14 protein-coding genes are annotated in these 12,721 nt (G+C 69.1%); 5 read left to right on the top strand and 9 right to left on the bottom strand.

The annotated features are described in order from the left end of the window. Positions 1–25: 25 nt before the first annotated feature. Genes RPX00_RS15350 through RPX00_RS15320 form a run of 7 tightly spaced genes read right to left on the bottom strand, consistent with a single transcriptional unit; the run spans position 26 to position 7,513 of the window. Entirely contained in the window at positions 26–430 is a 405-nt protein-coding gene (locus RPX00_RS15350; protein ID WP_406640206.1) for a hypothetical protein, read from the bottom strand. A gap of 9 nt (positions 431–439) precedes the next feature. Beyond that, a complete protein-coding gene (locus RPX00_RS15345) occupies positions 440–3,667 on the bottom strand; it encodes a hypothetical protein (RefSeq protein WP_406640205.1) in 3,228 nt (1,075 codons plus the stop codon). Beyond that, positions 3,667–3,996: a hypothetical protein gene (locus RPX00_RS15340; protein WP_406640204.1), complete on the bottom strand. Its 330-nt coding sequence runs from the start codon at positions 3,994–3,996 to the stop codon at positions 3,667–3,669. Before RPX00_RS15340 ends, RPX00_RS15345 begins: the two co-directional genes overlap by 1 nt. Before the next feature lies 1 nt (position 3,997). Then, a complete protein-coding gene (locus tag RPX00_RS15335) occupies positions 3,998–4,255 on the bottom strand; it encodes an acyl carrier protein (RefSeq protein WP_378301563.1) in 258 nt (85 codons plus the stop codon). Further along, positions 4,248–5,891 (bottom strand): fatty acyl-AMP ligase, encoded by a 1,644-nt coding sequence (locus tag RPX00_RS15330; protein ID WP_406640202.1) that lies wholly within the window; start codon positions 5,889–5,891, stop codon positions 4,248–4,250. Before RPX00_RS15330 ends, RPX00_RS15335 begins: the two co-directional genes overlap by 8 nt. 54 nt (positions 5,892–5,945) lie before the next feature. After that, positions 5,946–7,145: an RNA polymerase sigma factor gene (locus RPX00_RS15325; protein WP_406640201.1), complete on the bottom strand. Its 1,200-nt coding sequence runs from the start codon at positions 7,143–7,145 to the stop codon at positions 5,946–5,948. Continuing rightward, positions 7,142–7,513 carry a YciI family protein gene (locus RPX00_RS15320; protein WP_406640199.1) on the bottom strand — a complete coding sequence of 124 codons (372 nt, stop codon included), beginning with the start codon at positions 7,511–7,513 and terminating at the stop codon, positions 7,142–7,144. The genes RPX00_RS15325 and RPX00_RS15320 overlap by 4 nt, the downstream gene beginning before the upstream one ends. Positions 7,514–7,630: 117 nt before the next feature. Here RPX00_RS15320 and RPX00_RS15315 point away from each other — a divergent pair, with 117 nt between their 5' ends. Further along, the gene (locus RPX00_RS15315) at positions 7,631–8,398 is read left to right on the top strand and encodes a methyltransferase (RefSeq protein ID WP_406640198.1); all 768 of its coding nucleotides are present in this window, start codon (positions 7,631–7,633) and stop codon (positions 8,396–8,398) included. 12 nt (positions 8,399–8,410) lie between these two features. Here RPX00_RS15315 and RPX00_RS15310 read toward each other — a convergent pair whose 3' ends face one another. Further along, positions 8,411–9,151, bottom strand: a complete 741-nt coding sequence (locus tag RPX00_RS15310; RefSeq protein ID WP_406640197.1) for an alpha/beta fold hydrolase — start codon at positions 9,149–9,151, stop codon at positions 8,411–8,413. Between the two features lie 79 nt (positions 9,152–9,230). Here RPX00_RS15310 and RPX00_RS15305 point away from each other — a divergent pair, with 79 nt between their 5' ends. Next, positions 9,231–9,824 (top strand): TetR/AcrR family transcriptional regulator, encoded by a 594-nt coding sequence (locus RPX00_RS15305; RefSeq protein WP_406640195.1) that lies wholly within the window; start codon positions 9,231–9,233, stop codon positions 9,822–9,824. Here RPX00_RS15305 and RPX00_RS15300 read toward each other — a convergent pair. Continuing rightward, a complete protein-coding gene (locus tag RPX00_RS15300; RefSeq protein ID WP_406640194.1) occupies positions 9,815–10,555 on the bottom strand; it encodes an SDR family oxidoreductase in 741 nt (246 codons plus the stop codon). The two genes, RPX00_RS15305 and RPX00_RS15300, sit on opposite strands and share 10 nt — an antisense overlap. A 90-nt stretch (positions 10,556–10,645) precedes the next feature. On the opposite strand from RPX00_RS15300, the gene RPX00_RS15295 reads away from it, so the two are divergent. The 3 genes from RPX00_RS15295 (at position 10,646) to RPX00_RS15285 (ending at position 12,721) form a co-directional block, all read left to right on the top strand. Beyond that, positions 10,646–11,551 (top strand): LysR family transcriptional regulator, encoded by a 906-nt coding sequence (locus RPX00_RS15295; protein ID WP_406640192.1) that lies wholly within the window; start codon positions 10,646–10,648, stop codon positions 11,549–11,551. 163 nt (positions 11,552–11,714) lie between these two features. Beyond that, the gene (locus tag RPX00_RS15290) at positions 11,715–12,122 is read left to right on the top strand and encodes a hypothetical protein (RefSeq protein ID WP_406640191.1); all 408 of its coding nucleotides are present in this window, start codon (positions 11,715–11,717) and stop codon (positions 12,120–12,122) included. Further along, positions 12,122–12,721, top strand: coding sequence for a DUF3558 domain-containing protein (locus RPX00_RS15285; protein WP_406640189.1), 600 nt, complete (start codon positions 12,122–12,124; stop codon positions 12,719–12,721). The genes RPX00_RS15290 and RPX00_RS15285 overlap by 1 nt, the downstream gene beginning before the upstream one ends.

Raw genomic sequence — 12,721 nt, 5'->3', positions numbered from 1 at the left:
GCGAGCCCCCTCCCGGGTCAGAACCTCAATCGCGCCAACGGTTGTTGAGGAAGGCGTCGTCGTCCTCGTCGTCCTCCACCGGACGCGGACGACGGCTCGGCCGCCGCGGTGCCTCGGCCCGCGGCGGACGCTGATCCGGCGTCACCGCGAACGGCGACGCCGAACCCGGCTCGTTCCCGAACTCGTCGGAATCGAACGCCGAGGGCGGTTCGGTGCTCGGCCGGTCCGTGCTCCACCCGGACTTGGTCTTGCGCTTCCCCAGCTCCCGCCGGTGCTGGACGTACCGTTCGGCCGCCTGCACCTGCTTGGTCATGTACTCCTGGGACTGCGCCTTGACCTCCTCGGCCTTCTGCTCGCGCAGTGCCCTCCGGTCGGCCTGCTCCCGGACCAGCGCGTCCAGTTCGGCCTTCATCGCGGCGGTTTCGCTCATGCGTCGCTCCTACCTGGTCCGGATGATCGGCGCGTCGTCGTCATCGTCGAGTGAACCAGTGATCCGGCTGGCCGGCTCGCCGAGGTTGTCGAAGACCGCACCCTCCACGCGGTACGCCGCGCGCCGCTCGGTCTCCCCACCGCCGCCGCCACCGCCGTGGCCGCCGCCCATCGCGCCCATGCCGGGCATCCCGCTGGACCCCTGCTGACCGCCGCCGGGGTGATCGCCCGCCGGCTGCGAGAACCCGCCGGTGTTAGTGCCGGAAACCGGCGTGCTGTCGACCCCGGCCACCGGCGCGGCGTGCAGCGGAGCACTCGGGGCACCCGCGGGCACGCCCGGACCGCCACTGTGCGAAATCTCCGGACCCGGGCCTTGCATCGGATGACCGGGTGCACCGCTCGGGACACCGTGGTGCAGCGGTTCTCCCGGATGCGAGGCCCCTGGGCCACCGCCTGCCGGACCGCCGCTGTGCGAGATTTCTGGACCGGGGCCGCCTTCGATCGGATGCGTCGGCGAGGGGTGCCCGCCGAACGGATCGCCGGTGTGCGAGATCTCCGGACCAGGGCCGCCCTCGATCGGATGCGTCGGCGAGGGGTGGCTGCCGCTGGGCGAGGCCCCGCCGTGCCCGGGACCGTCGGGTCCCTTGTGGTCACCGGCGTGTTTGCCCGGACCGTCGTCGTGCTGGCCTGGACCGTCGCCCGCGTGGTGCTTGCCGGTTCCGCCCTGCGGTTTGTCCTCCTCGCCGAGCGTGTAGGTCGTCGGGTTGCCCTTGCCGTCGTCGACCGTGACGACAGTCGGCCCGTTCGGCCCGTCCGGACGCTCGGCGGTGATCTTCGTGTCGCCGTCGCGGAGGTGGATCTTGCCGTCCGCGCCGGGATGGTGGACCTCGTTGCCGTGGCCGTCCTCGCCGCCGTGCGCCGCGGACTTGTCGTCGGACCAGTCGATCTTGAAGTCCTTGACGTGCCCGGAACCCTCGCCGATCTTGATGTCCATCTTGCCGTCGTGGTCCGGCTCGGACATTTCGAAGGTCTTGTCGCCCTGCTTGACCTTCAGGACATCCCGGCCGTCGTCCTCGCCCGGCTTACCGTCGTGCCCCTTACCGTCGTCGTCACCCGGCTTACCGTCGCCGGGCTTGCCGTCATGGCCCTTGCCGTCGTCGTCACCGGGCTTACCGTCGTGACCCTTGCCATCGTCGTCGCCCGGCTTGCCGTCCTCGCCGCCGGGACCGCCACCACCGGGACCGCCGCCGGTGTCGGTCTTGATCGGCGGACCGTCCACCGGACCGCCGCCGCCGGAACCCCCGCCGCCCTTGTCGCCGGGAGCCTTGTCGTCGGGGCCTTTGCCGTCGGGACCCTTGTCCCCTGGGCCTTTGTCCCCGCCGCCGGGCTCGCCGGGACCGCCGAGGCTGCCCCCGCCGTGACTGCCCTGCGCGTCCTTCTTCAGGGAGTCCATCGCGGCCTGAGCCTTTTGCTTGGCCTCTTCCTGAGCCTTCTGCTTGGCTTCCTGCTCGGCCTTCTGCTTGGCCTCTTCCTCGGACTGGCCGTTGTCCTGTCCACCGCCGGACCCCGAACCACCCGGACCGGACCCGCCACCGGAATCGGTCTTGATCGGCGGGCCATCGACCGGACCGCCGCCACCCGTACCGCCACCGGGACCGCCGCCCGAGCCCCCGCCGAGGCTGCCGCCGCCCGGCGAATCGGACGGAACGTCGAGGTCGGGAACCTTCCCGCCGCCCCCGCCGGAGCCGCTGCCGGACCCGCCGCCCGAACCAGACCCGCCACCGGTGCCCCCACCGATACCGCCGCCGGAGCCACCGGAATGGTCGCCCTGCGGCTTGTCCGAACCGGACCCGCCGCCAGCACCGCCACCGGTCCCGCCGCCAGTGCCACCACCGTGACCGCCGCCAGTACCGCCACCGCTGCCACCGCCGTAGCCGCCGCCAGGACCACCCTGACCACCGCCCTGGCCGCCACCTTGACCACCGCCCTGGCCACCTCCGCCAGGACCGCCACCAGTCCCACCAGGACCACCGCCGCCAGGACCGCCACCAGCCCCGCCAGCGCCACCGGCCCCGCCGTCCGCGGCACCCTCGAACTTGTTCTTGAGCTTGCCCATCTCCTTGTCAAGGGCGTCGTAGGCCTTGTCGACCAGGTCCTTGGCGTCCTTGCAGGCCTTCTCGAACCCCTTGTAGATGGTGTCCCACATGTCGGGGTTGAACTGGTTCATGATCCACTGCTTGGCGAGGTCCTTGCCGTGGCTCTGGATCTCGTCGTCGTTGCAGCAGCCCTGGTCGTTGAGGGTGTCGACCAGGTTGGTGCCGAAGTTGTAGTCCATCCAGCCGGCGATCTGGGCCAGGTCGTCGACGCTGCCGTGCTCGCCGTTGGCGACCGCGATGACCTTCTGCGCCATCGTGTAGTCGGCCTTGCCGACCTGGTCGCGGTACAGGGCGATGACCTGGTCGGCCTTCCCCTTGCACAGGTCGAACAGCGTCTTCGTGGTGTGCAGCGTCGCTTCGCTGGCGTGGTTGAGGTCGTCCCCCAGCTTCGCGGCCTTCTTCTGGATGCTGTCGTTGTACTTGTCCGACGCCGCGTCGGCTCCGGCCCCGGTCCAGGTCTGGAACAGGGTGCCCAGTTCCTTCCCGGTCTCGGTCAGCGTCGACTTCACGGTTTCCGAACCGTGCTTGAAGTGCGCGGCGTCGTTGATGAAACCCTCGAAGCTGATGCCGCGCTGCTCGTCGAACGGGCCCCGGATGTCCTTGTCCAGGTCGAGCTTGCGGGTGTTCCCCTTGCAGTCGTCGGGGAGCTTCTCCAGCAGCGACCCGAAGGTCTCGAACACCTTCAACGCGGGAGCCGCGGTGTCGAAGATTTCGTCGGACGTCTTCGTGCCGGTGGCCCCGGCGTCCTTGCCCTCGCCGGGGGCAGGCGGCTGCTTCTTGTCGAGGTCGGCCTTGCCCTTGTCGACGTCCTTCTTTTTCTGGTCCTCGTTGTAGCTGGCCTGCTGGCCTTTCGATTTCGCTTTGTCGAACGCGTCGTCGAGCGAGGGGCCGCTGCCGGGAAACTCTCCGACCTGGAGCGCGCCGCCGTAGGTGTCCAGATACTTCTGGGACTCCTTGGCCTCGTCGCCGGACGCGTCCTGGTGGTCGAACCTCCAGGCCCTGATCAGGTCGGCTTTCTGGTCCGCGGGCACGGCCGGGTCGTCGAGCAGCTTCTTGACGTCTGCCCACTTCTTGTCCGACATCAGAGCACCCCGCCGCTGTTACCGGTGTTGTTGATCGTGCCGACCTGGTTGTTTTCGTTCGTGCCGTAGGCCGATCCGGCGGTCTTGATGTTCGTGCCGAACGATTCGAGAGCCTTGCTGTAGCCGGAGACCGCTCCCCACAGCTGCTTGTACCCCTCGAAGTACTTGTCGGAATGTGCCTGGTGCACCCGGCCGAACTTCTCCTTGGTCAGCTCGGAGTGCTCGAGGTCCGGATTGTCGTCCAGCAGTTTCTCCGCCAGGTCACCGATTTTGGTCGACGCCTTCGACAACGCTTCGGTTGTCGCGGTGTACCCGCCCCCACCGCTCATTTCAGTGCTTCTCCTCAGCTCGGCTAGTTGCCAGGGCCTCCGCGAGCACGTCCGCCACGGATTCCACGTCGGTGAACCGATCGAGCTGGTCCAGATCGATCGACACGTCGTAGTAGATCTCCAGCGCCGCGAGAAGCTTGATCCGGCCCTTCGAGTCGATGCCCAGCTCCTCCAGCGGAGCGTCGGGCACGACGAGGGCCGGGTCGAGCCGGAAGGTGTCGCTGACGACCTTCGTGACCTCGGCGCAGTGATCACCCACGGACGCCACCGTAACGCGCCTTGGCGGCGGACCGGGCGACCTTTCCGCTGGAAGTGCGCGGAAGTCCGCCAGAAGGGACCAGGTGTACCGCGCGGAGAGTAAGATCGTGCTCCCTCGACACCGCCCGCAGCACGGCCCGTGTCACGTCCTTGACCTCGGCTTCCGCGCCGCGCGCCCATTCCGCGACCACCATCGCGCCCTCGCCCTGCTCGTCGGCGACGCCGAACGCGGCGACCCGGTCGCGCCGGATCGCCGGATGCGCCTCGCCCGCCGCGGCTTCGAGATCCTGCGGGTGGAAGTTGCGGCCGTCGATGACGATGAGGTCCTTGAGCCTGCCGGTCACGTAGAGGTCGCCGCGATGGAACACGCCGAGGTCGCCGGTGCGCAGCCAGCCGTCGAGCCCGCCGAGGACCCCGCCGAACGAGTCCGCGTCGCCGCGCCCCCAGTAGCCGGACGCGACGTTCGGCCCGTGCACCCAGATCTCGCCGACCTGGTCCTCGGGCTGCTCGTGTCCGTCGTGGACGATCCGGACGAGCTGCCCGACCGGCCGCCCCACCGACATGACTGGCTGCCCGTCCGGGGTTTCGACGGCGCGGCCCTGCGCCAGCGCTTCCCGGTCGAGCACCGCGCCGCGCGGGCCTTCTTCGCCAGCGCTCGCGACGTACACCGTGGCCTCGGCCAGCCCGTACGACGGGCGATGCGCCTCCGCCCGAAACCCACGCGGGCCGAAGACCTCGTGGAAGCGTTCGACCGTGCGCGGCCGGACGGGCTCGGCGCCGTTGAGCGCGACCCGGACGTCCGAGAGGTCGAGATCGTCCTCGGCACCGACGTCGGCGGCCAGGTCATAGGCGAAATTCGGGGCGGCGGTGAAGACGGCCGGATAGTCCGACAGCTGCCGCAGCCAGCGCTGTGGCCGGTGCACGAACTCGGCCGGTGACATGAACACCGAGCGGCCGCCGACGTAAACGGGCAGGCACAGCAGCTGGATCAGGCCCATGTCGTGGAAGAACGGGATCCAGCCGGCACAGGTCGTCTGCTCGTCCGAGGCGTACGCGCGGCTGGCCTGCCAGCAGGCCGCGACGATCGCCCGGTGCGGGATCACCGCGCCCGCCGGCTCGCGCGTCGAGCCCGACGTGTACTGCAGGTAGGCCGGGCTTTCCGGGTCCACGCGAACCGGGTCGGCGCCCGGTCCGGACAGCTCGTCCACCACCACGAGTTCGCCGGGATCGCTGAACTCGCGCACCTTCGCCGCGACCGCCGACGACGTCGCCCACACTCGCGCGCCGGAGTCGGCGAGGACCCCGGCGAGCCGGTCGGCCTGCGCTCGATTGCCGGGCAGCATCAACGGAACGGCGACCATCCCGGCGGCCAAAGCGCCGAAAAACGCCAGCGGATAAGCGAGTTCCTGTCCGGCGAGGATCGCGACGCGCTCCCCCGGTTCGGCGACCCGGCGCAATTCCCCGGCCACGACCCGGACTCCTCCGGCGAACTCGGCCCACGTCAGCGTGTGCTCGACGCCGCGGGTGTGGTCTTGGTGGGTGAACAGCGGGCGTTCGTCGGCAGCGCGGGCGAACAACCGGTCCACGATCGAGTCGTGCAGGACCTCGTCAGGCACGCTCGCGGACGTCCGGGACACCCCGCGAAACCTACCCGGCCCCGGGACCGGCCCGCGAGCCCGGTCGCGGAGAATTCACTTCCGCACTTGAGCGGCCCGGGATTCCAGATAGCGTTTTTCCGCGATACTCGCCGTCGCCTTCGCCGCCAGCCGGTAGTTCTCGTACGCGCCAGGCAGATCCCCGGCCTTCTCCAGCAAATGCGCGCGCACCGACAGCAACCGGTGGTGCCGCGCCATCCGCTCCTCACTGTCCAATGTAGACAACAGGGCGAGCCCGGCCCGCGGTCCCTCGGTCTCGGCGAGCGCGATCGCGCGGTTGAGCGTCACGACCGGATTCGGCGCGATCCGTTCCAGGATCAGGTAAAGCGCGTGCACCTGCCGCCAGTTCGTCTCCTCCGCCGTCTCCGCGTCGGCGTGCGTCGCGGCGATCGCCGCCTGCAGCTGATACGGCCCCAGCGTCGAACCGCCCAGCGACACTTTCGCCAGTTCGGTGCCCTCGTCGAGCATGGCGCGATCCCACGTCGTGCGGTCCTGGTCGGCCAGCGGCACCAGGTCGCCGGACGGCGTCGTGCGAGCCGCGCGGCGGGCGTGCGTCAGCAGCATCAACGCGAGCAGGCCGGTCACCTCGCTGTCGTCCGGCAGCTGCGCGTGCACCATCCTGGTCAGCCGGATCGCCTCGTACGCCAGGTCGGCGCGGTGCAGGTCGCGGCCGGAAGACGCGGTGTAGCCCTCGTTGAAAATCAGGTACAGCACCTGCAGCACGACCGCCAGCCGCTCCGGCCCTTCCGCACCGGGGAACGAACTGCCCGCCGCCTTGATCCGCTGTTTCGCCCGGCTGATCCGGGCCGCCATCGTGCCCTCCGGCACCAGGAACGCGGCGGCGATCTCGGCCGTGGTCAGACCGCCGACCGCGCGCAAGGTCAACGCGGTCTGCGACGCCGGCGTCAGCGCTGGATGACAGCACAGGAACAGCAGGAGCAGCGTGTCGTCGGTGTCCGGCACCTCGGGCGCGGCCTCGACGGCGTTCGCCAGCTCCCGCTCGCGGCGCGCCTGATCGCTGCGCAGCTGATCGACGTAGCGCCGGGACGCGACCGTCGCCAGCCAGCCGCGGGGATTGTTCGGCACGCCTTCGACCGGCCACTGCTGGGAAGCGGCGAGGACCGCCTCCTGCACCGCGTCCTCGCACCCCTCGAACTGGCCGTACCGGCGCACCAACACGCCAAGAACCTGCGGCACGAGTTCGCGCAGCAGGTCCTCGACGGCGGGAGCGGTCACGCGTCCAATTGTCCTTCCGAGAACATGATCTGGCGCACCTCGACGCCGAGCCCCTCGATCGCGGCGTCCGGGATCTGCGCGGCCAGCTCGATCGCGCGCTCCTTGCTCTCGACGTCAATCAGGTAGAAGCCGCCGAGGAACTCCTTGGACTCGAGAAACGGCCCGTCGGTGACCACCGGCTGCCCGTTGCGGACCGACACCACCGCGGCCTGCGACGGATCGGCCAGCGCCTGGGCGGCGATCAGTTCGCCGGACTTCTTCGCCGACTCCATGAACGCGGTGACGCCGTTGCCGAGAGCTTCCTTCTCCTCGTCGGTCAGCGCGTCGAGGACGGACTGGTTGATGTGCAGGCTGACCAGGAACTTCATCGTCTTGCTCCTCGTGGTTTCGGGGTCTTTCGGGGAGTGGTCGGAGGCGCGGGCGAGTTCTGGACATAGACCTTATGTGACGCGCGTCACTGCCTGTCCGGGCGGAGGATGAACGGTATGGAGACCGACGCCTGGGCCGCGCTGGCGAGCCCGTTCGTGGAAGGCGCGTACGCGTCCGTCAAAGGCCGCGTACGCACGTACGTCCTGCACCAGCAGCTCATGACGCACCTGCCCCCGCCGCCGGCCACGGTGCTCGACGCCGGCGGCGGTGCCGGGCATCAGTCGTTCCCGTTGGCGCGCATGGGTTACGACGTCGTCTTGCTGGATTCATCCGAGGCGATGCTGGCGAAGGCCGAGGAGCGGCTCGCCACGGAATCGGCCGAGGTTCGCGAGCGGGTCCGGCTGGTGCGCGGCCGCGGCGAGGACGCCGTCGTGGCGGTCGGCGGGCAGAAGTTCGACGCGGTGCTGTGCCACGGCGTCCTGATGTACGTGGACGATCCCGTCCCGATGATCGACGCGTTGTGCGCTTGCGCGGCACCCGGCGGGATCGTCTCGGTGATGGCGCTCAACGCCGAGACGCTGGCCGTCCTCCCCGCGTTGGAAGGACGGTGGAGCGACGCGCTGGCGGCCTTCGACGCGCACCGGGAGCGGGGCGTCCTCGGCGTGGACACCCGCGCGGACACGGTGGCGGGCCTGTCCCAGCTGCTCGTCGGCCAGGGGGCGGAACCCCTTGCCTGGTACGGGGTTTGGCTGTTCGCCGACTGGCTGGACCTCGACCCCGACGAGGGCCGGATCGCCGAGATCGCGGAGGTCGAACTGGAGGCCGCGCGACGCGATCCGTACCGGCGGCTCAGCCGGGTGTTCCATCTCGTCGCGCGGGCCTGACCCGTTCCGCGGTCAGGATCCCCAGAACTCCGTGAGGATCCGCGCGCCCTGGACCGGATCCTGCGTCATCCACCAGTGCCCGAGCCCCTCGAGCACCGCGACCTTCGCCCCGGCCCGCGCGGCCGCGCGACGGCGCTGCTCGTCGGTCCCGACGTAGTGGTCCTCGGTCGCCAAGATGACGAGCCCCGGACGCTCCGCCGCGCGTTCGAGATTCCGGCCGAACTCCGCGATCGCCGGCTGCGCCGCGGACCGGTAGAGCGGCAGCACCGCGCGGGCCATGTCGTCGTCCATCCCGGCGGCGACCTTGGCCGCCACCGACTCATGCATCCCGCCGGCGACCAGTCGCTCGGCCCGCTTTTCCGCCGGCACGCCGAACATCGCCGCGACGGCTTCCTCGCCGACGCCCGGTTTCTGCCACCCCTGCGCGAGGTCGTGCCACACGTAGTCCGGATCGAACGCGCCCGCCGTGTCGCTGGCCCAGCTGCGCACCAGCTCCGGACGGGCCATGACGGCGTTGAGCACGTGCGCGCCGCCCCAGTCGTGGCCGACCAGGTCGACCGGTTCGGGGAACTTCTCCAACTCGCCGATCAGCCAGTCGCGGTACTCGACGGCGGTCGCGCCGAACCCGGCGGGCAGCGGCGCGCCGAATCCCGGCGGCGACAGGCACACGGTGCGCCGGTCGCCCAGCTCGGCGAGCAGACGCTCCCACACCGCCGGGGTCTCCGGATTGCCGTGGACGAAAACTGCGGTCATCGGTCTTCCTCCCTCAGGTCACCACCACTCTACGCACACTTGCTTGTCAGCTGGCAAGTATGTTGTAGGGTCCTGTTCCATGCCGCGCCGCACTCAACAGGAACGTCGCGACCAAGCCGCGGCCGCGCTGCTCGAAGCCGCGGCCGAACTGGTCGTCGAGGAGGGCGTCCGCGCCGTGACGCTGGCGCGCGTCGGCGAGCGCGCCGGGTACAGCCGAGGCCTGGTCACCCACCACTTCGGCGGCAAACAAGCCCTGCTGGAACAGCTAGCCCGCACCACGCAAACCGGTTTCGTCCCCGGCCTGGACACCGTGGCACCCGGCCTGGACCGCTTGCTGCGGCTGATCGACGGCTACCTCGCGCGGCTCAACGAACCAGACGTGCTCAGCCGGGCTTTCCTGGTGCTGTGGGCGGAATCGATGACCGCGCCGGAACTCGCCCCGATCTTCCGCGAACGCGACCACGCCTTCCGCGCTGACCTGCGGGAAGAGATCGCCGCAGGCATCGCCGACGGCACCATCCGCCCCGACATCGATCCGGAGCAAACCGCCGTCGCCATCGTCGGGCAGCTGCGCGGCATCGCGTTGCAGAACCTGCTCGACCCAGCCGCGGTGAACCCGGCCCAGCTGTGCCACTGCACCGCGGACGGATGGCGACGGATGCTTCAGAGCTGAGACGCGCCGCCGTCGACCGCCAACTCCGCTCCCGTCGTGTAGGTGGCGTCGAAGGCAAGGAACAACATCGCCGTCGCGACCTCCTCCGGAAGCCCGAAACGGGACATCGGATTGTCCGCCGTCATCTGGGCTTTCGTCGACGCCGCGACCTCCGGCGGCAGCGAACGGTCAAGGATCCCGGTGTCAATCGGCCCCGGACTGACGGCATTGACCCGAATCTTCCGCGGCAGCAGCTCGGTCGCGAAGCTGCGAGTCATCGAACGCAGCGCCGCCTTCGTCGCGGCATACCCGCTCATCATCGGCAACCCGCGGACGTTCGCCACCGACGTCGTGAACACCACCGCCCCGCCCTCGTTCAGCAGTGGTGCGAGCTTCTGCACCGCGAAGTACGGGCCCTTCGCATTGACCGCGAACAACTCGTCGTAATCCTCTTCCCCCACGTCGGAAGCTGGTGCCATCTTCGCGATCCCCGCATTCACAAACACCGCATCCACTGTCCCGAACTCATTCTTGACGCGCTCCCTTAACGCATCGATATCCGCCAACGAAGCAATATCACCACGCACCGCTACGGCGCGTTCGCCCAGCTCAACCGCAGCCTTGTCCAACTGCTCCTGCTTACGCCCGGTGACCATCACCCGCGCACCTTCATTCACCAACTGCTTCGCGGCCGTGAACCCAAACCCACTGGTCCCGCCAATAACCACAACCCGCTTGCCTTCGTGCTTCATGACTCCAGTCAAGAACCGTTCCCCCGCCGACGTCCAAGACCCGTTTCGCAGGTCGTGATGCCCGAACCGCAGGACGCGTAACCTGGACTCGTGACCAGCCCGCTCGACCCCAGCGCGGATTTCGACCTGCGCCTGGTGCGGTACTTCCTGGCCGTCGCCGAACACCGCAACCTCGGCCGAGCCGCCGCCGCACTGCACGTCGCACAGCCGTCACTGGGCAGGCAACTCCAGCGTCTAGAGGACCAACTGGGCGTACACCTGCTGAAACGCACCCGGCACGGCACCCAGCTCACCGAGGCCGGCGAGGCCTTCCTCCCGCACGCCCAGGAGTTGCTCGCAACCGCCCACGTAGCCCGCCGCTCCGCGAAAGCCGCCGCAGCCCCGCCGACCGTCACCCTCGGTTACACCGACGACTTCATCGTGACCCCCGTAGTCCGCGACCTGCGCCGCCAACACCCGGACGCCGACATCCGCACCCGCCACCTGCGCTGGAACGACACCACCGCACTGCCCGAACACCGCGTAGACGCCCTGGTGTCCCGTCTCCCCTTCCCGTTCCCCGCGGACGACCTACACGTCACCGTCCTCCGCGACGAACCGCGGGTCCTGGTGGTTTCGACGGAACATCCCTTGTCAGCCAAGGATTCCGTAGGCGTAGCCGACCTAGCCGAGGAACCCGTAGTCCCCTGCACCGGCCCCACCACGACCTGGCGCGAGTTCTGGCGCCTGGAACCCCGCCCGGACGGCGTCCCAGCGCCGCTCACGCCACCCCTCGCGGACAGCTACGAGGACAAACTGGAACTGGTCGCGGAAGGCCAAGCCGTCGCGGTCCTGCCGCTGGGCGACTGCCGCATCCGCACCCGCCCAGACCTGACCACGGTGCCGATCGAGGGAATCGCCCCGTGCCAAATCGTGGTAGCCACCCGAGGCGACGACGAAAACCCCCTGCTGCCCGCCGTCCACCGCGCCGCGGTCCGGCATTTGTCGGCCGCTTGAGCTGGGTGTTCATAACCGCTCTTGGATTGCCATAGAAATTGCGTCTAGAGCATTAATGTCTAGCCGTCTTCCGCATTTCGGAGAACGTCACACAGGCAGTGAGTGATCGGCTACTTTGTTAGCTGTCTGCATTTGATGACACCGAACATGGGGAGGGCTTCGCGTGTGGGAGGACGTCGAGTTCTCGATCTTTCACCCGTGGGAATCCGCGCCCCGGCGCGACGGGTTCTCCCTGGACGTCGACCTCGCGAAGCAGGTTCTTCATGACCTGAAGGGGTACCGGGACAGGTTGCACGCAATGCAGTACAAGGTCGCCAAGCTGTGCGGCATGAAGCCGCCGTCGACAGACCCGTCGACGATGGCGATGCACGTGGCCATGGTCGGCGACGGGAACGGAAAGCTCGGCGCGTCCTCCTACGGGGGCGGGCATATCGATCTGCAACTTTCCTACGTCACCGAATTGATCGACCGGATCGAGAAGGCGCTGAGCGCGATCGGCCAGGGCGATCAGGACCAGGCCAAGGCCATGCGGAGCACGAATCCCGAAGTCGGGTCTCAAGGAAAAATCTGATGAATCTGCGCACGATCGTCGCGGTGCTCGGCCTTGCCGCCCTCGCAGCCGGCTGCTCCACCCCCACGGACGGCACCGCGACGCCGACCACCTCGCCGTCCGGCCGGACCCTGCCCTACGGCGGCGCACCGAAGGTCGAAAATCCGCTCCCCGACGACGTGTTCTCCCTCTCCCCGTGCCAAGCGCTCACCCCCGAACAGATCAAAGCGCAACTCGGTTCGGAAATCCCCGGAAAACCGGACAACGACGCCGTCCCCGGTTGCACCTGGACCAACTCCGCGTCCGGAGGATTCATCGGAGTGTCGTTCTACGGCAACGACAATGACGGGCTCAGCAACGCCTACGCCAACGTCCGGCCGCGCATGAAACGCTTCGACGCTCTCCCGCCGATCCAGGGCTTCCCCGCAGTCGCCTACAGTTCGAGCCCCGGCCCGTTCTCGAGCAGCTGCGACGTCAACGTCGGCGTCACCGACCGGCTCTCTTTCCTCGCGCACGTCGCACCGCGCGACAGCAAGGTGAACAAGGCCGATCCGTGCCCGCTCGCGGCCGACGTCGCCAATGACGTCGTCACCACACTGAAGCGGAAGGCCGGGCGGTGA

Source organism: Amycolatopsis sp. WGS_07, from assembly GCF_045278895.1.
Classification (GTDB): domain Bacteria; phylum Actinomycetota; class Actinomycetes; order Mycobacteriales; family Pseudonocardiaceae; genus Amycolatopsis.
The sequence above is the reverse complement of the archived record's forward strand: the minus strand, read 5'-3'. Positions and strand labels throughout refer to the sequence as shown.